This window comes from Vibrio kyushuensis, assembly GCF_050337325.1.
Taxonomy (GTDB): Bacteria; Pseudomonadota; Gammaproteobacteria; order Enterobacterales; family Vibrionaceae; genus Vibrio; species Vibrio kyushuensis.
In genome coordinates this window covers 79,376-104,723 of the sequence record NZ_JAKJSV010000006.1, presented here as the reverse complement: position 1 = coordinate 104,723, position 25,348 = coordinate 79,376, and the positions used below count along the sequence as shown (strand labels likewise).

General features: G+C 41.0%; 22 protein-coding genes. 9 read left to right on the top strand and 13 right to left on the bottom strand.

Annotated elements, in window-relative coordinates; genetic code table 11:
• The first annotated feature begins 94 nt into the window (after positions 1 to 94).
• Entirely contained in the window at positions 95 to 1,255 is a 1,161-nt protein-coding gene (locus tag L4D20_RS14085) for a response regulator (RefSeq protein ID WP_428802237.1), read from the top strand.
• Between the two features lie 97 nt (positions 1,256 to 1,352).
• Here the strand turns inward: L4D20_RS14085 and L4D20_RS14080 are convergent, their stop codons facing one another.
• From L4D20_RS14080 to L4D20_RS14060, 5 genes are all read right to left on the bottom strand, one after another.
• Positions 1,353 to 1,772, bottom strand: coding sequence for a hypothetical protein (locus L4D20_RS14080; RefSeq protein ID WP_428802236.1), 420 nt, complete (start codon positions 1,770 to 1,772; stop codon positions 1,353 to 1,355).
• Positions 1,773 to 2,295: 523 nt separating this feature from the next.
• Complete coding sequence (locus tag L4D20_RS14075) at positions 2,296 to 3,897, bottom strand: MFS transporter (RefSeq protein ID WP_428802235.1); 1,602 nt, start codon at positions 3,895 to 3,897, stop codon at positions 2,296 to 2,298.
• Positions 3,898 to 4,120: 223 nt separating this feature from the next.
• A complete protein-coding gene (locus L4D20_RS14070) occupies positions 4,121 to 5,743 on the bottom strand; it encodes an MFS transporter (RefSeq protein ID WP_428802234.1) in 1,623 nt (540 codons plus the stop codon).
• A gap of 177 nt (positions 5,744 to 5,920) precedes the next feature.
• Positions 5,921 to 6,394, bottom strand: a complete 474-nt coding sequence (locus tag L4D20_RS14065) for a hypothetical protein (RefSeq protein ID WP_428802233.1) — start codon at positions 6,392 to 6,394, stop codon at positions 5,921 to 5,923.
• Complete coding sequence (locus L4D20_RS14060) at positions 6,379 to 7,065, bottom strand: winged helix-turn-helix domain-containing protein (protein WP_428802232.1); 687 nt, start codon at positions 7,063 to 7,065, stop codon at positions 6,379 to 6,381. Before L4D20_RS14060 ends, L4D20_RS14065 begins: the two co-directional genes overlap by 16 nt.
• Positions 7,066 to 7,398: 333 nt before the next feature.
• On the opposite strand from L4D20_RS14060, the gene L4D20_RS14055 reads away from it, so the two are divergent.
• From L4D20_RS14055 to L4D20_RS14045, 3 genes are all read left to right on the top strand, one after another.
• Positions 7,399 to 8,223: a hypothetical protein gene (locus L4D20_RS14055; protein WP_428802231.1), complete on the top strand. Its 825-nt coding sequence runs from the start codon at positions 7,399 to 7,401 to the stop codon at positions 8,221 to 8,223.
• Between the two features lie 194 nt (positions 8,224 to 8,417).
• The gene (locus tag L4D20_RS14050) at positions 8,418 to 9,023 is read left to right on the top strand and encodes a TetR/AcrR family transcriptional regulator (RefSeq protein ID WP_428802230.1); all 606 of its coding nucleotides are present in this window, start codon (positions 8,418 to 8,420) and stop codon (positions 9,021 to 9,023) included.
• A 95-nt stretch (positions 9,024 to 9,118) separates the two neighbouring features.
• Positions 9,119 to 10,300: an NADH:flavin oxidoreductase/NADH oxidase family protein gene (locus L4D20_RS14045; RefSeq protein WP_428802229.1), complete on the top strand. Its 1,182-nt coding sequence runs from the start codon at positions 9,119 to 9,121 to the stop codon at positions 10,298 to 10,300.
• Between the two features lie 82 nt (positions 10,301 to 10,382).
• On the opposite strand, the gene L4D20_RS14040 is transcribed toward L4D20_RS14045, so the two are convergent.
• From L4D20_RS14040 to L4D20_RS14020, 5 genes are all read right to left on the bottom strand, one after another.
• Positions 10,383 to 10,901, bottom strand: a complete 519-nt coding sequence (locus tag L4D20_RS14040) for a DUF2058 domain-containing protein (protein ID WP_428802228.1) — start codon at positions 10,899 to 10,901, stop codon at positions 10,383 to 10,385.
• A gap of 135 nt (positions 10,902 to 11,036) precedes the next feature.
• Positions 11,037 to 13,244 (bottom strand): sensor histidine kinase, encoded by a 2,208-nt coding sequence (locus L4D20_RS14035; RefSeq protein ID WP_428802227.1) that lies wholly within the window; start codon positions 13,242 to 13,244, stop codon positions 11,037 to 11,039.
• Positions 13,245 to 13,303: 59 nt separating this feature from the next.
• Positions 13,304 to 15,505, bottom strand: coding sequence for a bifunctional diguanylate cyclase/phosphodiesterase (locus tag L4D20_RS14030; protein WP_428802226.1), 2,202 nt, complete (start codon positions 15,503 to 15,505; stop codon positions 13,304 to 13,306).
• A 222-nt stretch (positions 15,506 to 15,727) separates the two neighbouring features.
• Positions 15,728 to 17,008 carry a DEAD/DEAH box helicase gene (locus tag L4D20_RS14025; RefSeq protein ID WP_428802225.1) on the bottom strand — a complete coding sequence of 427 codons (1,281 nt, stop codon included), beginning with the start codon at positions 17,006 to 17,008 and terminating at the stop codon, positions 15,728 to 15,730.
• Between the two features lie 123 nt (positions 17,009 to 17,131).
• Positions 17,132 to 17,485, bottom strand: a complete 354-nt coding sequence (locus L4D20_RS14020; protein ID WP_428802224.1) for an ArsR/SmtB family transcription factor — start codon at positions 17,483 to 17,485, stop codon at positions 17,132 to 17,134.
• Positions 17,486 to 17,602: 117 nt separating this feature from the next.
• On the opposite strand from L4D20_RS14020, the gene L4D20_RS14015 reads away from it, so the two are divergent.
• The 4 genes from L4D20_RS14015 to L4D20_RS14000 all read left to right on the top strand — a co-directional run bounded on the left by L4D20_RS14015 (position 17,603) and on the right by L4D20_RS14000 (position 21,128).
• On the top strand, positions 17,603 to 18,520 hold the full coding sequence (locus tag L4D20_RS14015; RefSeq protein ID WP_428802223.1) for a permease: 918 nt from the start codon (positions 17,603 to 17,605) through the stop codon (positions 18,518 to 18,520).
• 135 nt (positions 18,521 to 18,655) lie between these two features.
• Positions 18,656 to 19,204, top strand: coding sequence for a hypothetical protein (locus L4D20_RS14010; protein ID WP_428802222.1), 549 nt, complete (start codon positions 18,656 to 18,658; stop codon positions 19,202 to 19,204).
• A gap of 220 nt (positions 19,205 to 19,424) precedes the next feature.
• The gene (locus tag L4D20_RS14005) at positions 19,425 to 20,717 is read left to right on the top strand and encodes a DEAD/DEAH box helicase (protein WP_428802221.1); all 1,293 of its coding nucleotides are present in this window, start codon (positions 19,425 to 19,427) and stop codon (positions 20,715 to 20,717) included.
• Between the two features lie 171 nt (positions 20,718 to 20,888).
• Positions 20,889 to 21,128: a DUF1059 domain-containing protein gene (locus tag L4D20_RS14000; protein ID WP_428802220.1), complete on the top strand. Its 240-nt coding sequence runs from the start codon at positions 20,889 to 20,891 to the stop codon at positions 21,126 to 21,128.
• A gap of 48 nt (positions 21,129 to 21,176) precedes the next feature.
• Here L4D20_RS14000 and L4D20_RS13995 read toward each other — a convergent pair whose 3' ends face one another.
• Complete coding sequence (locus L4D20_RS13995; protein ID WP_428802219.1) at positions 21,177 to 22,118, bottom strand: LysR substrate-binding domain-containing protein; 942 nt, start codon at positions 22,116 to 22,118, stop codon at positions 21,177 to 21,179.
• 112 nt (positions 22,119 to 22,230) lie between these two features.
• On the opposite strand from L4D20_RS13995, the gene L4D20_RS13990 reads away from it, so the two are divergent.
• Entirely contained in the window at positions 22,231 to 23,460 is a 1,230-nt protein-coding gene (locus L4D20_RS13990) for a serine hydrolase domain-containing protein (RefSeq protein ID WP_428802218.1), read from the top strand.
• 436 nt (positions 23,461 to 23,896) lie between these two features.
• Here the strand turns inward: L4D20_RS13990 and L4D20_RS13985 are convergent, their stop codons facing one another.
• Positions 23,897 to 24,376 (bottom strand): hypothetical protein, encoded by a 480-nt coding sequence (locus L4D20_RS13985; protein ID WP_428802217.1) that lies wholly within the window; start codon positions 24,374 to 24,376, stop codon positions 23,897 to 23,899.
• Positions 24,358 to 25,032 (bottom strand): winged helix-turn-helix domain-containing protein, encoded by a 675-nt coding sequence (locus L4D20_RS13980; RefSeq protein ID WP_428802216.1) that lies wholly within the window; start codon positions 25,030 to 25,032, stop codon positions 24,358 to 24,360. The genes L4D20_RS13985 and L4D20_RS13980 overlap by 19 nt, the downstream gene beginning before the upstream one ends.
• Positions 25,033 to 25,348: the final 316 nt, after the last annotated feature.

Below are 25,348 nucleotides of genomic sequence, written 5' to 3'. Positions count from 1 at the left end.
TGATCTAATACAGCAACTGCTACACTCAACTAATAAAGAAATCTCTTATATACAAAAAAGAGATATCCAGAACGTAGTTGGCATAGGAAAAGTCATGGTTGATTTACATAAGTTATTGATCATCGAGTCAGATGTTGAATTTTGCAATAAAATGGTTGAGCAATTAAAAGGAAGTTACGAGGTCGATGTTGCCTCAAACTTTAATTGCGCACAGGACCTCATTGAAACGCACCAACCCCATATCGTCTTGCTAGATACTCATCTAAACAAAGAGCCAACCATTGATTTTTATAAAGGTCTAAAGTCACTAGAAGCTTACCAAGATTTTGCTGTGGTTTTTATTACAGAAAACACCTCAATGGATGAGCGATTAAAAGCCTATGAAGTGGGTGCTACGGATGTATTAGTCCGTCCTTTTGAATATCAAGAGTTGACGGCTAAGTTGCGGGTTATAGATAACTACTTAATTGAAAAAAACAAACTTCGCTCAGATTACGAAGAGGCGAGATCGGCATCAACAGAATTTATGAAGGAAGCCAGCCAACATGGGCTTGTTGTGCAGTTTTTCCGCAATCTTTCCTATTGTCAGTATGTAGAACAACTTAGCTTTACTGTGTTTCAGACAGCGAATTCAATGGATTTACATACCTCAATGGTCGTTCGCGATGGAGAAGAGCATTACTTTGACAATAAGACAGGGGTAGTTAACCCCATTGAGCGTAACATTTTTGATTTATTGCGTACGAAAGGTCGCATTTTCCAGTTTGGAAATAGGCTGATTTTTAATGATAAAAACTGTGCGGTTCTTATCAAGAATCTTCCCGACGATGAGCGATTGATTGGCCAAATTAGAGATATATATGCCTTTGTTATTGAAGGGTTAGAGGCTAAATATCAAGATATTAGACGACAAAATATGATGTTAGACATCGTTAAAGATATAGCGAACACGGCTCAGCAGGTATCAACTCGTATTGATCAGTTTGATGCTATCTCTGAGGAAAACCTAAATGAATCTAATGAAGAGTTGAATGCCAGTTATCACTTTCTAGGGCTTTCGTATGAACAAGAGGAAGCGTTGTCTGCACTGTTTAAATCGGGTTTAAAACGGATGGAGTTTGCTAAAGATGATTTAACCCAGATGAAAGGAACGTTAGAGGAGTTAGTCTATAAAATTGAAAATGCCGATATGTTAACGGTACCAAGTGAAGAAGCACCTAAAGACGATGACTGTAGCGATGTTGAGCTGTTTTAATTATTCGGGTTTGGGCGATAGGTTGAAGCGCACAAACAAAAAGCCCTGCTATGCGTCACATTCATAACAGGGAATTAGGGGGAGGTGCTTTATTATTTTAGTCTGTGATAGGGTCTAATTTGTGTTTATTAATAGCTTTTCCTAGTAGAGATTCGATAATAAGTATTGACATGATAGTTAGATAAAACGCTACTACACCGCTTGCCGGGCCAGAAAACTGAACTTGCTCACCGAACAATATAACAATTGTGCCCATTGCTGCGACTTTAGACCCAACTAAGATAAGCCAAGATGTAAACACACGTTTTGCTTTAGCAAGAGACTTTTGTTTTAAACAAAAGGCAGAAGTGATTTTTTCGAAAGCCACCGAGAGTTTAACAATAACTGCCATGATCAATGCCGATATTGCACCCATGCCGACATTTTCTACAGTAACCCAGTTCCAAGCAATACCGTATCCGACCATCACCACTGTTCCGATAACGCTGCACGCTGCAACTTCTTTTACCATTTTCATAAATACGTTCTCAATAATAATCTGTGGGTTTAAAGTTTTTAGCACCACGTATTAACGTCGTTGTGCTTAATATTGAAGTGATGATTATATAAATACATTTGTTAATTAAATATCGATGAGGACGAGGCTTTGTCAAATCTTCCTTAAACCTACTTTTTATAATTATTTACATATTAATTTAATTCGGTTTAATATTATTTGTTGTAGTTAGTGTGGCTTGGACTGAAATTTGACTTGTTATTTATCATTGCGCTGTTCTATGTGAATAGGATTCATGCTGGATGCCTTTTGATCAGTAAGCACAGAGACTTATGTGGATTAGTGGATTAGTGGATTAGTGGATTGGTGACATGTGAGGGTGAGGGGTAATAAATACTGAAAGCATCGATTGTATAGTATAGAAGTAAAGCAGGTTAAGAAGAGAGTGAATAATAAGCGAAAGTTGTTATTAAATAAATTATAAGCGGAGTAATAGGTTCTGTATTAACCCGCTTATGGGTAACTATTTTTCATAGAAGTAGCCTTATACTTCTTTCGTTAATCGTGTGCTAGTGATCACCCCTAAACTGGCTAAAAATATCATCATCATTAATGCTCTTTGGAAGCTTGTCAGCCTTGAGTCCGCATTTAAAATAAGCAAGGTGTCTATTTGCTGGTGGTCCATGCCGTACGAGTCTGCAATATTTGAAACTCTAATGTCATCTAGGTAGGGAAGTGTAGGGCTTTCCTTAATCTGAGTGACAAAGTGTTGTGGGAATATCTCTTTCGACTGTTCGCTGTGCTGTCGAACGGAATGCTCTAATGCCCATTGTTGAGTACCACCGATCAAACAGATCCCAAGAACAAGCCCAATGTTACGAATCGTTGCTTGTAACCCACTTGATTGAGCGGCGTCCGCTTCACCTAGAGCGTTGGTAATGATCGCAGGGCATTGCGAAGCCAATACTCCCATTGAAGCACCAGTAAGCAGCATACCGAAGTAGAAAGGTACATGTATGTAAGTGGTGCCGCTAGAAAGCATCAGGATAGTCGCAGAGCATGCTAAACCTATGAAAGCGGTCGAGCATAAGAATCTAGGTGATTTGGATTTGAAGAGAATAGGGCTAATGACTGAGAAGGCAATCATACAAATGGAAAAGAGGAGAATGATAAAGCCAGAGTGAGAAGAACTTAATGCAATTGCAACTTGTAAATACGTGATAATGGTAAAACTAACACCGCCTAAAATCATATACATAAAGGCGAGCAATAAAAATCCGCATCCACACTGAGTATTCTTCAACCAATGTGTAGGTAGCAAGGCCGTTCTTTGATTTTTTTCTCGGTGTCGTTGCTGAAAGTAAAAAGTAAATAGTGATACTAGACCAAGCAGAACCAAAATCAACGATGGGCTTATTTGGGTAATATCGGTATACCATGTTGGAATTTCAGCCTTAAGGTTTGCTTTCGTTAACCCCCAACTTGGTGCTTTTATCAGGCCAAGAACTACGAGTACTATTCCCGAAGAACTTAGTGCAACTCCTTTAAAATCGAAAGACTCAGGGCTCTCTGTGCAAATAGGAGGGATACCACGAATAGCAAAAATCGTCGTGAGTAAGTAGAAGCCGCTAATAAAAATAAAGGGAAGGGACCAAGAAGCATTATCCATCATAAAGCCACTGGTCATAGGCACTACTGCGGCAGCTAAACCAGCCGAGGCTGCGAGAACCCCAAAGGCTAAAGCGCGACTTTTACCTGGGAACCGTGCGGAAACAAGCGCGAGAATGGCGGGTAATAGTAAAGCGGAGGATATGCCGGTTAGTGGCCTTGCTAAGAAAGTAACAAATCCAACATTGGGTGCAGTAACAAATAGAAGTGTCGCTACGAATCCGATAACAGCCCCTGCGATGAGCATGACTCGCCAGCCAATGAATAAGCCTATTAGACCTGCGGGCAACATTAACGCTGCGCCAACTAAAGGCTGAATAGTACCCAGTGTTTTTATGGCTGAAATATCAGTTTGGAATGTAGAGACGAGTGTAGAGGTTGCAATGGACAAGTTAGCTATATCGGCTGAGATAGTAAACTGTGCAAGGCAGAGAATGATTAGAAGTCGTTTTTGGATATCAGTTAAGGGAGTAGTCATAATTATTGTTCTTTCGTTTAGTGACTTTCTCGTTAAGAGTCTTTCTTATTAAAAACATAAGCTCTCTATGAGTTTCAAGGCTTCCTATGCATAAACAAAAAGATGGTTTTTCGCTCCAATTATTAAAAATAACTATAACACAGTAAGTTCAATTTACAGGTGTCTCATAAGTTAAGGTTTAGGTTAAATGAAAAAGCCCCAACCATAGTTGGGGCTTTAAATATTACTCTGAACTACCCATCAATGAACGTTGAGGTAATTTAGAACATAGAGCCAAACCACCCATCATCAAGGCAATCAGTGTATATAATGCATACTTTACTGAAGCTAGACGAGAGTCAGCCATTACTGCAACAACCGTTTGTTGTTCTTGCACTGGGATTTCAGCTTTAACCATTAGGTCAAGCGCCATATCGTTTGATACAAACGGTAGTGATGGAGCTTCAACAATGATTTGCTTCGTTTCCGCTGAAAGAGCATCGTGGTCCATAACGCCTTTCTTGATTTCGCCCGTTAGAGAGAACAGCATCACTGAACCTAGGATTGCAACACCAAATGCTTGGCCGATGTTACGTGAAGTTGCTTGAATACCGCCTGACTGCATTGCTTCTTGCTCGCTAAGAGCTGAAGTAACAACAATTGATGCTTGTGATGCTAGAAGGCCAGCACCAGTACCAAATACTAGTAGAGAAACGTATTGCCAGATAGTGATGCCGTCTTTAGTGAAGCCAAAGAACATCAGAGCGGTACCAGCTGCTGCAACAATGAAGCCTAGCTGACAAACGCGTTGACATGTTAGGTGACCAAGTTTAGCAGGAGCACCTAGAGAGCCAATCATCATACCCAGTGCAAATGCACATAGTGCGATACCAGAAGCAAGAGCGCTCATTCCCGCCACTAGTTGCATGTAAGAAATATTAATGAAGCCAGTAGCACCGAATAACAAGAAGATAGTTGCACAAAGTACAAGACCAACAACAACTTGAGGGTTAGTTACATAAGATTGTGGAAGAAGAGGCGTGTTACCTGCTTCTTCAAATTTACGCTCCCAAACCATTAGAAGTTTCATCAGAGCACCACCAAGAGCAACCATAGGAAGCGCAGGTGAAATACCGATGATAGAGAAATCGGTTAGTGGCGCAATGAAGCCCCAATCTGCAATTTTTAGAAGACCAGTAACGAAACACAGTAGACCTGCACCCGCTAGCAGTACGCCAACGATGTCGAATTTACCTTTGAATGCAGCTTTTGGAAGTTCTGGAAGTTTCATGCTGCCTAGCATAACTAGCGCACAGTAAACACCTAGTCCGGCGAATGCTACGCTGAAGCTTGCTACATCGAGAATGAAACCAAAGATTAGTGGAGTTAGTGCACTTGCCAAACCAACTAATGCGGCAATAGCAGAGAACGCAATTGCTTGGTCTTTACCTTTGTAAATACCAGCGACATTAGCCAATACCGCAGGGATAAGTAGACACGCACCTAGACCAGAGCCAACACGAGCACCGTAGTTCAAAACTTCCATGTTTGGAGCAAAAGCAGCGGCGAATGATGCAACAGAAAGGATACCTGCACCGATAATCATTTGGCGCTTCCAACCAATGATTAGACCAATAAGACCACCGGCAATCATACCTGCACCCGCAATAAGAGGGTACATTGCGTTAGCCATTTGAATTTGAGGCATTGTTGCACCGTGAAGTGCGATTAATGCTTCGGTTGAAATAGCAAGACCAGAGTTGTCTGCCATTGTAGAAAATTGCGCTGCAAGCAGAACAATAAGAGGAAACCATTTGGCTAATCCTGTTTTGTCTGCTGTAGGGTTGGTTGACACTGATACCGTCATTGTGGATACCTTAATTGTTGTAGAGCCGTTGCTCGGAAGTTGTTATTTCAAATTGGTTTTGAACACAACTATTAGACCGTGCTAAGGCACCTATCATCCAACAATAAAAAGTATTCTTGAAAGCAAAAAAATAATATACAGAGTGAAAAAAAATATAAAACAAGAAATTTCAGAAGCTTATCTGGTCTTGGTTAATATGTATGAAGCATGCTTACCGCTGTTGAGTGTCACGTCCATAAACATTCTATTCTCTTCAAGTCGCCACATATTAAGTTCAACGAGATTCCCCGTAGTCGGCATACGAATTCCCGTTTCTTTCTGAAAGGCGTCTAATCCTGTGACCTGTCGATTCGTAAGTTCAAGACGAACATATTCACTATCTGATTCAGTTAAAACTAAAGAAGCGTCAAATGTATAATTACTAGTACCTAGCTGATTGTCGATTGATATTCGAATGTCTTTATTGACAACAAGTGTTGTGTGACTGATGACTTCCCCTGAATGTTCGGAAAGGATGGACTTTCCTTCCCAAACGCCTTCGTGTTGACTGACAAGCTTGTTTAATGGGTCATGTAGCTCGTGTCCAATTACAAAAGCGAACAAAGGAACAAGTAGAGCTATTGTAAGCTTTACTATCATTGATTTTTGCATTGAGTCACCCCTTTGACTTCTTGGCAGATTCGATAATAACTTTCATTCTTTGAAACAATGGAAGGCACATCGTCTTGAAGACTCAACTTCTCTAACTCCCCAAATGTCGGTTTAAATAGCATCCAATGCGGACCAACCTTATGGCTTGTGCGATCGTGTTCAGTGGACAGCACCCCCTGATAACCTATAGAAAACAATAACAAACTAATGATACTGATAGAGCCAATTTGAAATGGAGAAAAGAGAGATGTGAGCTGAAAGCGTGGCTTATCGATCCCTGATGATTCAACATGTTCAACTTTAGGCTCATGTTGTATCACTGTTAGATCGAGTTCTTCACTAATCAAATGAGGCTTGCTTGATAACACGTACCCTTGCTTAGGGATGGTGCGTATTAGCGCTCTTTGATCATCTTCTAATGAAAATCGTAACGCTTTAATTGTTTGATTTATTGTGGCGTTGGTCGCGTATGAGCCTTTCCATAACTGCTCTTCGATTGATTGGCGAGATAAAATATCAGGGAAAGAATCTATTAAAGCAGTAAGAAGGTTCGCTTCTCTTGCTCTCAATCGAATGATTTTATCTTCTTCGTTTTTTATAGCGCCAGAGGTGGGAGAGTATTGAAATCCAGCCACTTGATAGATGGGAGGCTCAAGAAAAGGTTGTGTCATTAAGAGAGACCCTTATACAGCGTGAATGGCAGAGTGAATACTACGGGACTACTTGAGTACATTATTTTGATCCACAACAAATAAATTATCGGTTGTTACATTATTCGACAAATAAATTATAAATTAATATTTATATTGATTAGCTGTATGTTTCTATAATTGTGAGCCTCGTAGACATTATAGTTGATATTTTCCTGTGCTATTTCTTGTAGTTACGCTGCGCCACTATTTTTTTTTATTTTATCTTGTTTTATTTAGCTATATGCCAATAAACCGATTCCTTAGAGTGCGTAGGAAATAATCACACTTTAATTACAATAATAGGTTTGAATCATGGCTGTAACTAAGAAACTTTCATTACTAGCATTACTTCTTCCACTAACTACCTACGTAAACGCAGATGACACTGCTGAAGAAAACGCACCTGATCCAGGTGACCACACAAAAGTCTCTTCTGTTGTGAGCGCTACTTACGGCGTTCAAAGTTTAGGTGAAGATGACAATAATTATGTACAGCTCGTCGGACAAATGTCGGGTGCAAAGGATAATGGTAATCTGTTTTTAGGCAGTATTGCTTTATCAGGCCAGGAAAACGCGAATACCTTCCCTGCAGACGATAGCTTTGATATCTCTCAGTTTCGCGCACGTTACTTTGAAGTAAAACGTACAGAGTGGGAAAGTGCTCCAATGCTTGGTATGTCTTTTGACTACGTTGAGACAAGCTTTGTTGACGGCGCTCCAATGGACCGCTTATTTGCTGTTGGTGGTCTAATTAGAATGACGACGCCATTCGATAATTGGTTATCATTCCCAATTTTAGCGGCGGCTGTTGGTCAAAACAGTGATTTTGCAAAGGACTTCGCAGGAGCAGACTCTACGACTTATGGAGTTCAATTTAACTTCTTAAACTCAATCTACTTGCATGAAAACGGTACTCATATCCAGATCAATCCACAATTCAGTAGCTTAGACTTTGGTGGTGATATGGGCACGATTAACACACTTCAGCTCGATACTGTGTACCAAATGCCAATAAGCAGCAACCGTAAACACTGGGGTAAAGTCACGTACACTGAGTACTTTGACGATGCAAACCAGAGCTTTGGCCACAATGACCAAGGGCGTGAGTTAAAGCTAACATATAGCTACTTCTTGTAATCTAATATTGAGTTTGACATTAGAGGGAAACAGCTTCTAATGATTGTTTAAAAGCCGGATGGGAGCTTTGCTGCCATCCGGCTTTTTGTATTTTTTGTAGCTCTAAATACACTAGTTTCATTAAATACAAATTCAAGCTAGACGACTGGTCTATTTTTATATACCATACTGAAAAATCAGAGATGAGATTATATATGTCGAGCAAAAAGCAACTCAGTCAGGCTGTGATCTGTGAAGCAGGAGAAAAACTCTTCGCGCGTCATGGCTATAGTGCTGTTGGCATCAAAATGATTTTAGATGAAGTAGGGATCCCTAAAGGTTCTTTTTATCACTACTTTAAAAGTAAAGAAGCGTTTGCTGTAGCGGTTTTAGAACAGTATTTTTCTGTTCGTTTCGAGCGCTTTGAACAAGCTTTGAAAAATAATACAGCATCAATATCTTCAACGATCATAGAGAGTTATGACCAAGAAATTGAGGCGATGTTTGACAGAGATGACGCTTCAGGTTGTGTCATTGGTAATCTATTTATCGAAGCAAACGAAGGGTTACCAGATTTACAACAAAAGCTACATGATATCTATGAACGCTGGTTTTCCCTTTTTGTCTCGTTAATTGAACAAGGACAAAACAGCGGTGAATTTAGGTTGGATGTCGAGGCGTCATCGATGGCTTCAATGTTTTGGGCGAACTGGGAAGGCACAGTACTACGTTTTCATCTGGTTCGCGATAAACAGCAGTTTAAAAAGAATATCCAAGATTTCGTCAGGTTAATGAACGTACCCGCTGAACGTGGTCTTTAACGTAAGCGAAATTGAATAATCAATAATTGTTATTGGGCGTAGTGTCCAATATTTTTTTAATCACAAAATAGACGACCGGTCTAATTTAGGTGTTTATGTTAAACGCAACAACAAAAATCAATCAGTTATCTATTTCAAATCGTATCTTTAAGCCTGCAATGTCTGAGCAAATGGCAGACAAAGAGGGCAACCCAAAACATGAGTTACTTGGTAATCTGTATCGCTCTTGGGCAAATGGTGGCGTAGGTTTAATGGTTTCGGGAAATATCATGATCGATCGAAATGCCTTAGGTGAGCCACTAAATATCGTTTTGGATGAACAGTCTGACATCGAACCTTTTAAACATTGGGTTAAAGCTGCGAAGGTCAATGGCTCAAGATTTTTTGCGCAAATTAATCACCCAGGAAAACAAGTCCCTAAGTTTTTAGATTCACAACCAATGGGGCCTTCAGCTATTGGTATTGAAGGGCCTTTGGCGAGCGGTTTTAACATGCCACGCGAAATGATGGAGGAAGACATTCAACGCGTGATAGGCCAATTTGCAACAACGGCTCTACTTTGTAAAAACGCAGGGTTTGATGGTGTCGAAATTCATGGAGCACACGGTTATTTGATTAATCAATTTCTATCACCTCGACATAACCAACGCACGGACAAATGGAAAAATGGTCAGCTTTTTCTGATGGAGGTTTACCACGCTATCCGTGCAAAAGTGGGCGATGAGTACCCACTTATTATTAAACTTAATTCATCAGATTTTGAGAAAGGTGGTTACAGTGAAAGTGACGCTATAGAAGTGATGAAGGCGTTGGAATCTGTCGGTATCGATGCGATTGAAATCTCGGGCGGTACTTATGAATCTCAGTCAATGACGGGTGATGGCCAAAAAGCTGGCGGGTACTTTTTGGAGTTTGCGCGTGGCGCGAGAAAAGATCTCACGATCCCTTTGATTGTTACCGGTGGCTTTCAACAAAAGTCGGCAATGGAAACTGCGATAGAAGATGGTATCGATATGGTCGGTGTAGGTCGACCGCTAATATTGAATCCGAATCTGCCAAATGAAGTGATAAGGGGTGTTGATGACATTTATCAAAATGACATGCGTCGATGCGGTTGGCGTTATCTTAATATTGTGTCAATGCTCTCTTGGTGGGAAGCGCAAATGCTAAAAGTGGCAAAAGGTGAACAACCGGATCCAAACATGCACGTTATACATGCGGTTAAACACGCATTAACCAGTGTTGGCGTGAAGGCGTTTGCTCCTCGTCGCGGCTAGCAGATGATCTAAGTAAACAAGCGCATAATAAAAAACCGTTCACAATGAACGGTTTTTTTGATCTAGTAAAAGATAAGCTCGATTACCACATCAAATCATCTGGGACGACGAAATCTGCGTATGGGTCATCTTCTGCTGGAATCTCTTCATCAGATGTATTGTTCTCAATAATCGTTTCTTCATCACGCATGGCAATTTTATCGGCAACGCCACCAGGAATAACGGCATAGCTCTCACCAAAGCGAGCAATAGCAAGAATACCTTTAATCAACTGTTCACGTTCTAAAGACTCTACATAAAGAGACTTAACGGTTGTGCCATCAGTAAAGTTGTATTTGATGTCGCCTTTCAGTTCAAGCTTGTTCATTTCAATCAGCTGTTTCACTTGAGCTTTCATCTCTTTGCTCAACTGCTGCTCTTTACGTTGCTGGTTTAGCTCTTTATCGCGTTCTTGTTGAGCGGTTTTGTTTTCTTCAGCAGCGGCTTTAGCTTCTCGCGCTTGAACTCGTGACTTTTTCGCGCCTTTCTTAGCTTTTTTCAACTTCTTTTCGTTTACTAAGCCTGCTTTTAGCATCTGTTCTTGTAGGGTTAACTTTGCCATGGTCTTTCCATATTAATCATCTTGGCGTTAGTTTAACTTTTCGCTCAATGCAAAGAAAGAGTTGCTAGAAGGAATCAAGCTAACAAATGGTAATTGCTAGCTTGATAGATGATAGGTAGAGATTTAATTTGAAGCTTAAGTCTCTGGCTCGGTAGAAGGGGCAACCAGTGGTAGCTCTAACGTAAAGCTGGTGCCTGTTCCTAACGCACTCTCTACTTTGAGCTCACCGCCAAGTAAGCCAGTCACGACATTGTAAGCAATGTTTAGCCCTAAACCTGATCCTCCTTCACCTAATCGAGTCGTGAAGAATGGGTCAAATACTTTAGATAGATTTGCCTCTTCGATACCGTGGCCATTGTCTTTTACTTCAATGATTGCAGTTTGGTCATTAAGTATTGAGCAGGTAATCACCACCAGTTTGTTTGGCTGATCTGAAAATGCATGTGCAATGGTGTTGGTGAGTAAATTCATCAGAACCTGAGTCAGCGGGCCGGGGTAGCTGTCCATAGAGATAGTACCGGATAGCTTCTCTTCTAGAACTATCTGATGTCGAGATAAATTCGGCATCATGGTGACACGTAGCTCATGCAATATCTCGGGTAGATTGAACTGGCGACGTTGGTAACTGGTTTGATCGACTGCGACCTGTTTGAAACTGGTTATGAGCTCGGCAGCGCGGTGTAAGTTTCGTTCGATGCTATCAGCCGATTCACTACTTTGGGTGACGTAATTATCTAGAACAGATTGACGTAAGCCTTCTTGCGTTGCTGTAATAAATTCTTGATTAAACTGTCTTAGGGAGCTGGCCACAAGTAATGCGTTACCAATTGGCGTATTTAATTCGTGAGCAACACCCGCAACAAGTGATCCTAGACCTGCAAGTTTTTCAGAACGTATAAGTTCATCCTGAGTTGTTTTTAGTGTTTTTAGTGTTTCTTGCAACTCTTGAGTACGTTCATCAACACGTAGCTCAAGCTCTTCTGTTTGTTTTTTTATGGTCGAAAGGTGCGCTCTTCGATCATTCTCTGTGGTGGCTGCACTGTCAAACCAGTATTGCCATCTGTTCGGGATTTTTGGAATAACGATAGCGTCTTGGTTAGGTAGTTCCTCGACAAATTGAGCCAGTTGTAGGGCTGGTTGGCTAAAGTTCCAATGCTGATAAAGCACAATAAACAGTAGTAGTATGGCAAATAGGCCACCCATAATGAGGAAAGGAATGATAGTTTCAAAGATATACTGATGAATTTTGGTGCTTTTGATTTCAAGAACTAGGCTCCAAGGCGTATCGGCAAGAGGGTAGCTGATCCAGTAGCCATTTTGTACCGCTTGAATTTCCCCACTTGCTACCTCATGGGCTTCGCCAGCAGAAACTAAAGATAATACATCGCTTTGATTAACGGACTCGGTCTTTCCACTTAGATTCCCTTCACTATCGCCAATAACGGTTCCATCTTGATCAACAATGGCGAAATGACCTAACGCTGAGTGCATCTCGATCAAAATATTATCGAGGACTTTGAGAGTGATATCTGTGCCTACTGCGCCAACAAATTTTTGCTCATCGTATACAGGTGCGAGCAAAGAGACCATCATCCCTTTACCCCCTGCATCCATATACGGTGGAGTCCAAACTTTTTGCCCGTTACTGTTATTTTCTGGCCCAACAAGATCTAATGGAAATGTTCCGCCCGCTTCATAGATAACTGCCAGAGCGTCATCCATGTTGTCTGTTTCTGTTGCTGCAATAATATCATCGTGACTGACCCATGGATAAAGTTGAGTGAGTGCTTTATCGGCATCATAGTAATAGCTCCATTGGAACTCACTATGTTGCCGGTGAGTTGCAACAACGGCTGGCATCATTGGAAGCAACGAGGCGAGATCAAAAGTGATGTCTCTTATGTCACTAAGAACAAATACTTGGCCAACGGAATCTTTTAGCGGTTGAGGAATTGAATCCCATAACCCTTGATTTGATGTCTTGTTACCTTGCTCGGCAAGGTACTCTATCGCATCATTTTGTGGTGTGATTTCAGGAAGAGCTCGTGCCGAGACAATTGAAGAGCGCATTCTGTCGATATGATTTAAAGAGACAGAGATCGTTTGAGTCAAAGCCTGTAATGTCTCTTCACCATGGTGCTCTTCTTCATTAAGAACTTGGTTTTTGATTTGATTGCTTAGGTAGGCGGCATTACCAAGTGTCAGTAAGATGATAAGAAGCAGGCCGCCGTAGATTATGTAACGGTAACGCCTGATCAACTCTTGAGAGCTTATTTCAGCGTGTGCGTTATCACTGGGTTCGTCAGGAACAAAGTAAGTGGCTGTTGTTTTTTGTCGATTCACTAGAAAAATCCTACTGCTTTTTGTTAAGAATAATGAAGCCTGCTAGAGGTAGATCGTCATTAAGAGCCTAGTAGCTCTATGAGATCTTCGAGCGGCATCGCTTTAGCGAACAACCAGCCTTGCCCTTCTTCACAACCGAAGCCTTTAAGCTTTTCCAACTGAGTGCTAGTTTCTATCCCTTCAGCTGTAACTTCTAAGCCTAGCGTTTGACCCAAATTAACAATCATTTTTGCAATGCTGTCGTCTTCTTCCATTGCCTCCACGAAAGCTCTATCAATTTTTAACCGTGTCGCGGGGAGCTTGTGTAGAACACTTAAAGAAGAGAAGCCTGTACCAAAGTCATCAATGGCGATCTTGCAACCGAGCTGTCTAACTTGAGTGAGAACTTTACAAACGTAATCAAGGTTATTAGCAGCCATGGTTTCGGTGATCTCAAGTTCCAGTTGGCTTGGTGAGACCCCTGTGCTGTTTAACGAGTACTGCAGTAGTGAGATAAACCCTGAGTCTTCCAATTGAGCCGGTGAGATATTTATTGCCATGCAAATATTATTGTATCCAGCTTGATTCAGCTGTTGCAGTTGCTCGCAAGAACGCTGAATGACAAAAGCGCCTATGGTGACCATCATCCCGCACTGTTCGGCAAGAGGAATAAAGCGATCAGGAGGTACAAGGTCACCATTATCGTCTTTCCATCGAAGCAGTGCTTCCATGCCTGTGATCTTACCCGTAAGCAGGTGGTATTTAGGCTGGAACATCATAAACAGGGCGTTTTTAGTGACAGCTAAGCGAAGCTGAGTTAACAGTTGCATTCTGTCTCTGGCACATTGCCCCATATTTTCAGAGAACGTTATTGCACCACCTCTTTTGTGTAGCTTCGCCTGTTTTAATGCGACTTGAGCATCTTTAAACAACCCTGTTAGCTCAGAGGTACGTTCAACTAACTGCACCAAACCGATACTTGCACTCAGTTTAAAGGGCTGCCTGTTGACGATAAAATCGCTGTTGAATGTTTTGATTACTTGAGTAGCGCTGACTTCAGATTCAAGGCCAATCAGAGCAAAAACATCACTACTAACACGTGCTAAAAAGCAGCGAGGAAACTCACTGGTGAGCCTATCAATGACTTCTTTTAGTACGCTATCGCCAAATTGATGGCCGAAGCTATCGTTGATTGATGAAAAATCGTCTAGGTCAATGAGTGCAAGGGTTGATGGCTCTTCGTCCTCTCTTGGAGCGCAAAGATACTTTAAAAGGTAGTTAAGATTAGGCACTTTAAGCAGAGGGTCAATGTAGGCTTGCTCTTCGAGCTTGTTATACAAAAGAACATTGTCAAAACCGACGGATATATTCGCACAAAAAACTTCAAGCAAGTGACGGTCAGTAGGCTCTAATGGGTGTTCTATATCGACATAGGCAGCTAATCCGCGGCCTTGCTCCGTCGAAAAATAGAGTGTTAAACCATCATCCATTGAGCTTCTTTTTAATAGCAGACAAGTAGTAATTGCCCGCTTAATTCTATTTGACTGGATGCTATCTAGTGGGGCTTGAACTAAATTGCTATAACGCCCAGAGGCGGCAATAACTTGAGCTGTGTTGCTATCATCAAGCATGCCTTCTTGAGCGCAGATCAATCCGTCGGGCTCAATTTGTATTAATGCACTTATTTGTTTCACTGCCCCTTCTGCAAACAATCTCATCCCGTGAATGTTTGCGAGTTCAGTGCTGGCTTTAACTACATTCTCCAAACCTTGACGCATTGTTTGCTGTTGTTGAATCTGCTTATATGCACGGATAGTGCTGGTTAGAATGGTGAAAAGACGAATTCTAGTTAACTCAGACTTGGTTCGATAATCGTTAATGTCATAGCGTTGAATGGTTTCCATTTCAGGCGCATAACCGGGTTGCCCGGTACGAAGAATAATTCGAATTGAACTCAGCTTTAACGTATTACGAATAATATCAACGAGCTTTAGTCCCGCATCTTCAGTCTCCATCACGACATCGAGTAATATCACGCTTACGTCGTGTTCTCGTTGAAGTACTTCCTTTGCTTCATCAGCCGAATATGCATGAAGCACTTCGAGAGGTCGATCCTCGATAGTGAGATCGTTTAAGGTGAGTTCAGTAGCAATGTGAACATCTTTATCATCATCAACAATGAGTATTCTCCAACAGGGAGGCCGGCTACTTAATGGTGTTTCATCTGCACTGTCGTCAATAATCGTCAATAGTTCGTCTTGCGAGCTTTTCTCAGTGGTCATTCAATACCCATTGTCAGTGGCGAATTTGTGATTTACGCAGGTGCGTGTAGTCATAAAAATCATGTGACTAACAAAATCATTAATAAGAGATATTACTGAGTATAGGTGTGTTTTTTGAGCGCTGCTAAAAAGGAAAGGGGAGATTTGTGATGCTAACTATACGAAAACTCAGCGGAATAAAGAATGTATCCCGCGATGAGCTTTAATTACTTCTTTAGACGATTAACGATTAGGTCGTTTGGTCTTTTTTTGAAACTGCTTAGCACTCGTTTTGTTGTTGGTTCTACGGTTCGCTTTTTTGTCTCTTGGGGCGCGTTTACTTTCACCACTTGAGGGTTTATCAGTAACGGGAAAATTGCTTAGGGTTTGTGTCGCCAATGAGCGTTGAGCTGTCGTACGTATTGCTTCTAAATAGTCTTTTTCCCCATGGCACACTAACGAAATAGCAAGCCCTTGCTGTCCGGCTCTCGCAGTACGTCCAACCCGATGAACATAGACCGTTGGATCAGAAGGAAGATCAAAATTAATAACTACAGGAAGGTCATCAATATGAATGCCACGGGCGAGTAGGTCAGTTGCGATGAGGACTTGAATTGACTTTTGTTTGAACTGAACCAGTGTTTGTTCACGTTCAGACTGAGACTTATCACCATGCAGAGCCGCGCACGAGATGCCCGCTTTTGCGAGTTTTTTCGTCAATGCATTCGCGTTATCTTTAGCACTGATAAAGACTAAAACTTGTGACCACTGATTCGTTTCAATCTGCTGAATTAGCGCTTTTGTTTTACTGCCTTTATTGACGAGAAATAGCCGCTCTTCAATATTATCGACAACTTGGTTAACCTGATTGACTTGAACGTAGCTTGGTTGATTTAGCTGACTATTGAGCCTCTCTTCAAGTTCACTCGGTAACGTTGCGGAGAACATCATGGTCTGTCGTGATTGAGGTAGCTCAGCCAATATTGATTGTATATCTGACCAAAAACCCATATCCAAAAGTCGATCTGCCTCATCCAATACAATTCGCTTAACGTCGCTGACGAGAAGGTGTTTACTTTGTATGAGATCCAGTAATCGCCCTGGTGTTGCTACCACTAACTGGGGTTGATTTTGTAATTGTTCAACCTGACTATCTTTGTCTACACCGCCGCAAAGAAGAAGTGAATTAAATTTGAGTTTGTTCACCTTAGCCAGTACTTCAATGACTTTACCTAGTTCTGTATGAACTTGGGTTGCTAACTCTCTAGTAGGAACAATGATGATGTTTAGTAAAGCCGTTGGTGAATCAATTTTTTGTTGTGCTTTTCCATCCGTAAATAGCTGCTCGAGAATAGGTAGACCGTAAGCCAGTGTTTTCCCGCTTCCTGTTTGCGCAATGGCAAGTAGATCACCACCTTTTAGAATAGTCGGGACAGATTGAGATTGAATCTCAGTCGGTTCTTTAAAGGCTTTGGGTAGAGCATCAATCAGCTCAGGGCTTAAATTTAGGCTAGAAAATGGCATGGGGTAACTAATTTATAGAGGTGGGAACACAGGGCGCAACCTTATCATAAGCGATGATAGTGACCTATTGCTTTTGATAGCGATCACTTTAACTTGGTTCATGCTTATCCCACTACACTTGTTCTAATTCTCTTCATCTAGGCAGCATTCATCTTGTAGAAACCCAATGACAGATTGAAGCTTATCAAATTCAGCAACACAGTAGAGTGTTCGGCCTTCACGGCGCTGAGTAATAAGCCCAGCAGAAGCTAGGTTTGAAATATGGTGAGACAAGGTTGAACCGGGCACATTTAGTTTCTGTTGTAATCCGCCAACCGCAATGCCTTGATAGCCAGCACGAATAACGCTTCTAAAAATCATTAGGCGAGTAGGGTGCCCTAGCTCTTTCAGCGCTTTAGCGACAGTTTCAATATCTAAGCTTTCAATGCCTAAGGTATCAGCGGCTAAGCCTTCATTATTCAAATTATCGATATCCATGTTTAACCTCTGCGATGTCTATATTTCGATATTACTAGAAATATATTGATCAATCCAATGGTGAAGAGTATATTTCGATTATTCTAGAAATATAGATTCAATTGTGGAGTGATAGTTATGATGGGCATTGAGATGAACATGGTGAAAGAGACGTTGAACATGTTTGCTTTTCTGGCGGTAGAATTAACGGTTTTGTTTCTTTTGATTAGTTACTTTGTGGGTGTTCTTCAGGTGTATATCCCACCGACGAAAATACAAAGTATTTTGAGTGGTAAAAAAGGCAAAGGTTACATTGTTGCAGGGTTTCTGGGTGCGATAACCCCGTTCTGCTCTTGCTCTACCATTCCATTTTTAAAAGGTTTATTAAGAGCTAAATCAGGTTTTGGCACTATGATGGTGTTTCTATTTGCTAGCCCTTTACTCAATCCAATCATCATCGGGTTATTTTCCGTGACATTTGGGTTGAAAGTAACGGCCTTCTATTTCGTTATTGCGATGGGTGTTTCGGTGCTCGCAGGCTATACGCTAGAAAGATTGGGGTTTGAAAAGTACGTAAAACCGGAAGCTTACTTGAGCCCAGAAAAGAAAGGATGTGGCTCGTCATGCTCATCGAAAAAAGCGCCAATTAGCCAATGGAAGCGTATTTGGGATACAACGTGGACAGATTTTAAAAAGGTATTGCCTTATCTATTTGGTGGTATTGCACTGGGTTCGATGATTTATGGGTTTATGCCAACGGAATTTGTGGCGAGTGTGGCAAGTGAAAATAATCCATTTGCTATCCCGGTTGCAGCAGTGATAGGTATTCCTCTCTACATTCGAGCAGAAGCGGTGATCCCTTTAAGTGCGGCTTTAGCTGCGAAAGGGATGGGACTGGGTGCTGTGATGGCGCTGATAATTGGAAGTGCAGGTGCGAGCTTAACAGAAGTGATCCTGCTTAAATCGATCTTTAAGAATCAGATGATCTATGCATTCTTAACTGTGATCGTGTCGATGGCCATCAGTGCCGGCTATCTATATATGTTGATGTTCTAGCATGTGGTAAGACGATGGAGGTTAGGCTTCGAATGAATTTGTAGATAAAAGGTAGTTGTATAATTTATTGAGTGAATGTTTTTGACTTGATGTATAGAATTGGCGAGATATAAAACGACAAGGATGTTAATCTCAATGAAACGATACACAACTGCATGCGTAGTGCTGCTTTTATCTACTCTATTACCAGTGGAGGCTCTAGCAAAAAAAGGTAAATCTTCTGGATTTGCTGCGGGTAGCGCATTAAGCGCTTTAGGTAGTTTAAAGATCTACGATGAAGATACGTTAACAGTTGATGCACTTCGATCTTGTCTGGAGCTGGAAGTCGTTATCGATGAAGCAGAAAAGCAGTTAGATATCGACGTCCAACCAATCAATAGAGTTGAAGAGAGTATGGCGAGAGCTGAAGACAGATTGGAAAAGTTAGATCGTTATTTCGCTAAGAATGAGGACGTTGAATTCTATATTGATGCTGAACTAGCTGAATATAATCGCGAGGTGGACCGCTATAATCGAATTATTGCTGCTTTTAACGAAGATCTTGAAAGGTATCAACGATTGGAAGGTCCCTATAATTATAAAGTTGATAGCTATAATGCCAAAATTGACAGCTTTGATTTGGAGTGTGAAGGTAAAAGCTATTACGATGAAGATTATGCGAAAGTCGCGGATAGCATAAAGTAAATGGTTTTATAACTGGTTGAGCATCTGTTGCTTAACCAGCGCCTTCCTCATACCTTATCGATTATGGTGATAAGGTGCCGTAAATACAGGCGTATCTGCTTATTTCACTGCTGAGTTGACGAAAATAGTGCCGTTTCAATTCGTATTGCTCTATAATCTGCGACCGTATTTTTGGTTATGCTGTACGTGGTTGTAGCCGTTAAGCTTAGGAACATAACAAATGTCATTTTCATCTCAGAATTTTGCGCCAGAAATTGTGAAAGCACTTTCAGAATGCGGCTACGAAAAACTCACGCCAGTTCAACAAAAAGCGATTCCTCATGCTCGAAAAGGTCATGATATTTTAGCTAATGCCCAAACAGGAACAGGTAAAACCGCTGCGTTTTCTTTACCTATTATTCAACAGCTGTTTGATAAGCCAAAAACAAAAAATAACCACCAAGCACGTGCACTGATTCTCGCTCCAACGCGCGAACTAGCGGCTCAAATCGCACAAAATATTGAAGACTACATTAAGTACACGTCACTGACGGTAACCGCTATTTATGGTGGTGTTAAGATGTCTTCACAAGTGACGAAGCTGCAAAAAGGGTCTGATATCCTTGTTGCTACGCCAGGTCGCTTGATTGAGCACCTTGAAGAGAAGAATGTCTCTGTCGCTAATCTAGAATTTCTTGTCTTTGATGAAGCAGACAGAATGCTTGATATGGGGTTCATCTCTTCTATTGAAACGATCATGGCAGGCGTTGCGACAAAACCTCAAACAATGTTATTTTCCGCGACGTTCTCACCACAAATGAACAAGCTAGCTGGCGAAATCTTGAAGCAGCCTAAACGCATTTCTGTCGCGAGAGAAAATGTGACTGCAGATACCATTGCACACGTTGTTTACCCAGTAGACCAAGAAAGAAAACATGAGATGTTGTCCGAGCTAATTGGTCGTAAAAACTGGCAGCAGGTGTTGGTATTTGTAAACTACAAAGAAACGGCCAACATGTTACTAAAAGAGCTTAAGCTTGACGGTATCAAAGCGGTACTGTGCCATGGTGATAAAGCGCAAAGCGCACGTCGCAGAGCTCTAGATGAGTTCAAAGAAGGCAAAGTTCGCGTCATGATCGCAACTGATGTTGCAGCTCGTGGCTTGGACATTAAGGATCTGCCTCACGTAGTCAACTTCGATATGCCTTTCTTGGCGGAAGATTATGTACACCGTATCGGTCGTACTGGTCGTGCTGGTCAAAAAGGATATGCTGTATCATTTGTTAACCGTGATGAAGAATTAACACTTCAGCAAGTTGAGTCATTGATTGGTCATACTATCCGCCGAGTTGAACAAGCAGGATATGAACCGAAAAACCGCGATGCGCTGATACAAAAAATGCACTCAAAGCCAGCGTTCAAAAATCGTAAGACACGAACTAATAACCCATCAGACACTGACCAAGGTTCTGCTGAGAAACGTGCTCGACTACGTAACATGATTAAAAATCGCGCAGCAGGCTCTAAGAAGTAGCCGTTACTCTTTTCGACAAGTTACTTTTTATTAAAGCGCCAATGATGTGAATCATTTGGCGTTTTTTGTTTTTATACCTATAAAATTCATTGTTAACATTTCCAATCTACGGATTAACTGCTTTATTTATAAATGAAAAGGATAACCAATCGGTAAATTACAAGGAGATTCATGTTGAAGACAATGACTTGCAAGCAGTTGGGTGGTGCATGTGATTTACAATTTCATGCTGAAACATTTGAACAGATGGTAGAGATTAGCAAGCAACATGGAATGGAAATGTTTCAAGTCCATGATAATCAGCACTTGGAAGCCATGGACAAAATTAAACAGATGATGGCAGACCCCGAAGCCATGAAACAATGGTATGAAAGAAAAAAAGATGAATTTGAACAACTGAGTGAAGATTAACCGTGTCAGTTTGTCCAATATCTAAGGGTTAGTTGAGCAATCACCTTGTCATAGTTGATAAGGTTTATTCACGAGCTCTTCGTCTTGAAATAGTTCCTTTGAGATTTCAATGATTAAGTTGCGTAAAAATTGGTGAGCAGGTTCATGATGAACGCGTTGATGCCAAAAACAGTGCAGCGGGATTAATGGGATCTCTTCAACATCTTTTGTAAAGAACCCCTCTTTTGCTAAACGTTTCGCAGCCTCTGAAGCAAATATACCCACAATATCTGAATGCTCTATGGTCGAAGACAACACAGCAAAAGTAGATGCCGCCATAACAACCTTTCTTTTTTTGCCTAATTTATGCGCCAGTTCATCCACATATAATTGCCCACGTGCCAGAGGCTCGACTCTCACATGAGGGTAATCAAATACTTCACTTAGTTTAAACTCTTTGTTGGCCAGTGGGTGAGAGCGACGAGTGACAATACTCATTTTCATATTTCCAAGCTGATATCCGTAGAGCTGGTTATTCGGCTTGTCTATAGCATTGATTGCAATATCAACGCTTCCTTCTAGCAGTTGCTGTTCTATATTTGCAGGCCAATTAAGTACTTTAATTACTGCGTTTGGTGCAAGAGTTGCCAGACGGCTCAGTAGAACAGGGATGAGAACGACGGCAGCAATGTCTTGTAGTGCGATTGTGAAAGATTGCGTAATAGTTTTTGGGTCAAACTTCTCACATCGCATTAATTCGTCAAACTGGCATAGGAGCGTATCGAGTTTATCCATTAGAGATAACGCTTTTTTAGTGGGGACCATTTCTCGCCCAACTTGAACTAGTAATGGGTCATCCATAGCGCTTCGTAGCTTATTTAGATGGTAAGTAACACCAGCAGGTTGCATCGCCATTTTATTGGCAACCGCGGTAATGTTCGGCTCTTGTAAAAGCTGAGCCAACACTCTTAGAGATTTCAGATCAATGTTTGTGAGATTACTTAAAGACATCAGACACCTTTAAAAATATTTAAACGAAGCGTTAATTTTATTTAAATTATATTAATCAAGACTAGGTTATACCATCTAATTGAACTGTGAAACCCTACAATTAAGGTGACTTATGTCTCTCGATACCATTACAAAAAACATTGCTCCTTCGCCAAGTTGGTTAGATCTAGAAATCATGAAAGGCTTTCCTTGTGCACCTGAAAAACAAGTAAAAAATACAAACTGGGTTTGGTACCCGTTTAACCGCTGGGGCTTTCAAAATGTGAGTAAATTCTTACCAACAACACCGGTTGTGACAGGCTCTAGTATTCCCTGGGAAATTGCATCTTCGAAAGATGTAATGTTACTCGCGTCACCTAAAGCGGACGGAGAACCATCAACCGTTGAAAATATACTTAACAGCCAAAACACAGATGCGTTTGTCGTTGTCCACAAAGGGATAATTGTACAAGAGAAATACTTTAATGAGATGACCCCAAACACTCAGCATTGGCTAGCTTCAATGACAAAATCGTTCACGGGCTTGGTTTCTGAAATATTGATATCTAAGGGTTTGCTTGAGCGCGAAGCGTTAGTTGAAACTTATGTTTCTGAATTAAAAGGTACCGCTATTGGTTCATCGACAATACAACAGTTACTCGATATGACTGCGGGTACAGCTTGGGATGAGTCGATGGATGCATTAATGAATGAAGAGTCGTTTGCCCGTCAGTACGGCAATGCTGTTGGCACATGGCCAATCGATAACAGTGCTCAAGGTGTGTTTGGGATTCTTCCTCAAATAGGGCCAGAGCGTGAGCATGGAGAGAGTTTTGTTTATAACTCACCATTGACCGACGCAATGGGGTGGGTCATTAGTGCCGTGACAGGGAAGCGCTATGAAGAGGTACTGTCAGAGTTATTCTTGAAAGATCTTGGTACAGAAGATGATGTCTACATGATGGCAGACACCAAGACTCACGCATGGGCGACGGGTGGTTTGAATATGACGGCTCGTGACGCAGCGCGTTTTGGCCAGCTATTGGTAAATAAAGGGCAGTTTGGTGGTAAACAAATTTTCCCAGAGTCTGTTATCAAGTCTATTGAAAACAGTGATGTGTGTTTAGGTGAAGCTTTTAAAGAGCGTATACCTGGTGGGGCGTATAGTAGCTTTTTCTGGTTAACGAATGATGAAGATGGTAGCTATATGGCTAAGGGTATGTTTAGCCAGTACATCTACATTAACCCAACGAAAGAAGTTGTCATTGTACGTCTAGCGTCACCTGAGGTATCTGCTAAACCAGAATACGACATGGAGATGCTTCCATTGTTTAAAGCTGTTGCTGAGGAGCTGTCTAAGTAAATTAGGTGGCTATTCTTGGTACGCAATGAGCGTTTAGATTGGTCCTAAAAGCGAGGCTGAAAAGCTTCGCTTTTTTGTGGGGAAAACATAACTCACTCTATTTTTTTAGTTCTAAATAGTTATAAAAACAATAACATGAATTATAAATAATCAAGTTATTTCAATGTGTTATTGATGTTGTTATTGATGTTGTTATTGATGTTGTTATTCGTTTCTGGAGCGTTTGGTTTATCTGCTCCAATATGGAACTTAATTGCTGTGACTTGTTCTATCTAGCAGTTTCTAACTAGAAACTGGAAGAGTGAACTTCAGCCTATGGCATTACTATCCAATGAAACAAAAGGTAACCAAGCGTAATTGTAATATATGAGATTTAATCTAAGAATAAGGACCTAATTGGTCCTTATTCTTTATCAGTCTGGTTTCAATTCATCCTCTATTCGTGCCTGTTCAGGTATAACCCAAACTCTTCACCGAACCCAAGGGTTGCTTGTAAGAACAATTTTGACTCACTAATTGGCCATACAAAACTATTCATTAAATACCCTTCAACTGGTAGATCCCGACCCAAGAATTTTTCCAAGGCATCCCTATCGTTGTACTTTAAATCAGTCACTGACAATTTAAGCGAATGACCTTCAATATCTAAAATGTTCACGCGAACCGATATTTGATGATTTTCGCCACTATATTTAGGACTTTGAGGTTGGTAATTTAATATTACTCGACCACCGTCATCTTGAACAATGAGCTGAATATGGGCATCAACAGGATCGTTTTGATAGAAAATAGTCGTAGTACCTGACCATAAACCAATAAATCGACTTGTTTGTTCGTGGTTAAACAGTTGAATACCAACGCCAATAGAGAAACAAAGCAGTAGTAGAGCGAGCACGCTTACTTTATTGGTTGGCATTGGGTCACCTCATCTTGCTCAATACAACGTATCTTTTTGTTATTAATTAGGAATGTAGCAGAAATTTGGTTGTCTTCATTTACTGTTAAAGCTATATCACCTTCTTGTAACGCGTCACTTGGCGTCATGGTCCCCATTTCAGAACTTAACTGTGGAAAACTGGCAGGGCGAAAAAGCTGGGAAGTGGCGTAACCTAAGGTAACCATGCTCAAGCAAGCAATGGTCAAAAGGGATCCAAATAAGTAACTTTTAGGTACCAGGTTACTTTGTTGCTGTGACTGATTTTGTAGGTTCTGAAAGACTTGGTTCGGTTTATTCTCTGATACTTCATCCACAGGGGAAATAGGTAGTTTCACTGTACTTGCTTGCGCAGTATTAAAAGATTGCTTTTTAGTAAAAGGCTGTTGCTCTATTGCAGGGGTAACACCAAGAACATATCCATACTTCGGGACTGTGCGAATGAGTTTCTTGTGATCATCTTGCAGTTCATCACGTAGACGTTTAACCACTTGATTAATAGTGGCATTGGTTGCGTACGTATTTTTGTAGAGAAGCTCTTCGATTCTTTGTCGTGTAAGGGTTTCAGGGAAAGAATCGATTAATGCACTTAACATTGCTGCTTCTTTTGCACGTAAACGAACAGTTTCCGATTCCACCTGAACCACCCCGGAAATAGGAGAATATAGAAAGTGCCCTATTCGATAAATAGGGGGCTCTAACGGTAAGTCTTTCATAAGTCTCAACAGATTGGAAGTGAGTGCTAATATTACCTTTTTGTTGATTTTATTTATAGAGGGACAAATGAATTATGGGGGGTGAATCTATTTGAAGGTTCTTTATAGAACGTCATTTATTATACGTTTGTTTTAAATGTTTAATGATATTAAAGAAATGTTTTATATAATCTAACTAATGGAAACGTATATTGAACAAAGTGGTTACAGTTCTTGTTAGAGCACAACAATGATTTTA

Coding starts and splice junctions, on each gene's coding strand:
- L4D20_RS14040 (WP_428802228.1), bottom strand. CDS start 10,901: ATGGCAAAGTTAACCCTACAAGAACAGATGCTAAAAGCAGGCTTAGTA.
- L4D20_RS13985 (WP_428802217.1), bottom strand. CDS start 24,376: ATGCCAACCAATAAAGTAAGCGTGCTCGCTCTACTACTGCTTTGTTTC.
- L4D20_RS14030 (WP_428802226.1), bottom strand. CDS start 15,505: ATGACCACTGAGAAAAGCTCGCAAGACGAACTATTGACGATTATTGAC.
- L4D20_RS14045 (WP_428802229.1), top strand. CDS start 9,119: ATGTTAAACGCAACAACAAAAATCAATCAGTTATCTATTTCAAATCGT.
- L4D20_RS14060 (WP_428802232.1), bottom strand. CDS start 7,065: ATGACACAACCTTTTCTTGAGCCTCCCATCTATCAAGTGGCTGGATTT.
- L4D20_RS13990 (WP_428802218.1), top strand. CDS start 22,231: ATGTCTCTCGATACCATTACAAAAAACATTGCTCCTTCGCCAAGTTGG.
- L4D20_RS14055 (WP_428802231.1), top strand. CDS start 7,399: ATGGCTGTAACTAAGAAACTTTCATTACTAGCATTACTTCTTCCACTA.
- L4D20_RS14065 (WP_428802233.1), bottom strand. CDS start 6,394: ATGCAAAAATCAATGATAGTAAAGCTTACAATAGCTCTACTTGTTCCT.
- L4D20_RS14005 (WP_428802221.1), top strand. CDS start 19,425: ATGTCATTTTCATCTCAGAATTTTGCGCCAGAAATTGTGAAAGCACTT.
- L4D20_RS14015 (WP_428802223.1), top strand. CDS start 17,603: ATGATGGGCATTGAGATGAACATGGTGAAAGAGACGTTGAACATGTTT.
- L4D20_RS14050 (WP_428802230.1), top strand. CDS start 8,418: ATGTCGAGCAAAAAGCAACTCAGTCAGGCTGTGATCTGTGAAGCAGGA.
- L4D20_RS14080 (WP_428802236.1), bottom strand. CDS start 1,772: ATGAAAATGGTAAAAGAAGTTGCAGCGTGCAGCGTTATCGGAACAGTG.
- L4D20_RS14070 (WP_428802234.1), bottom strand. CDS start 5,743: ATGACGGTATCAGTGTCAACCAACCCTACAGCAGACAAAACAGGATTA.
- L4D20_RS14085 (WP_428802237.1), top strand. CDS start 95: ATGGTTGATTTACATAAGTTATTGATCATCGAGTCAGATGTTGAATTT.
- L4D20_RS14075 (WP_428802235.1), bottom strand. CDS start 3,897: ATGACTACTCCCTTAACTGATATCCAAAAACGACTTCTAATCATTCTC.
- L4D20_RS14020 (WP_428802224.1), bottom strand. CDS start 17,485: ATGGATATCGATAATTTGAATAATGAAGGCTTAGCCGCTGATACCTTA.
- L4D20_RS14010 (WP_428802222.1), top strand. CDS start 18,656: ATGAAACGATACACAACTGCATGCGTAGTGCTGCTTTTATCTACTCTA.
- L4D20_RS13995 (WP_428802219.1), bottom strand. CDS start 22,118: ATGTCTTTAAGTAATCTCACAAACATTGATCTGAAATCTCTAAGAGTG.
- L4D20_RS14000 (WP_428802220.1), top strand. CDS start 20,889: ATGTTGAAGACAATGACTTGCAAGCAGTTGGGTGGTGCATGTGATTTA.
- L4D20_RS14025 (WP_428802225.1), bottom strand. CDS start 17,008: ATGCCATTTTCTAGCCTAAATTTAAGCCCTGAGCTGATTGATGCTCTA.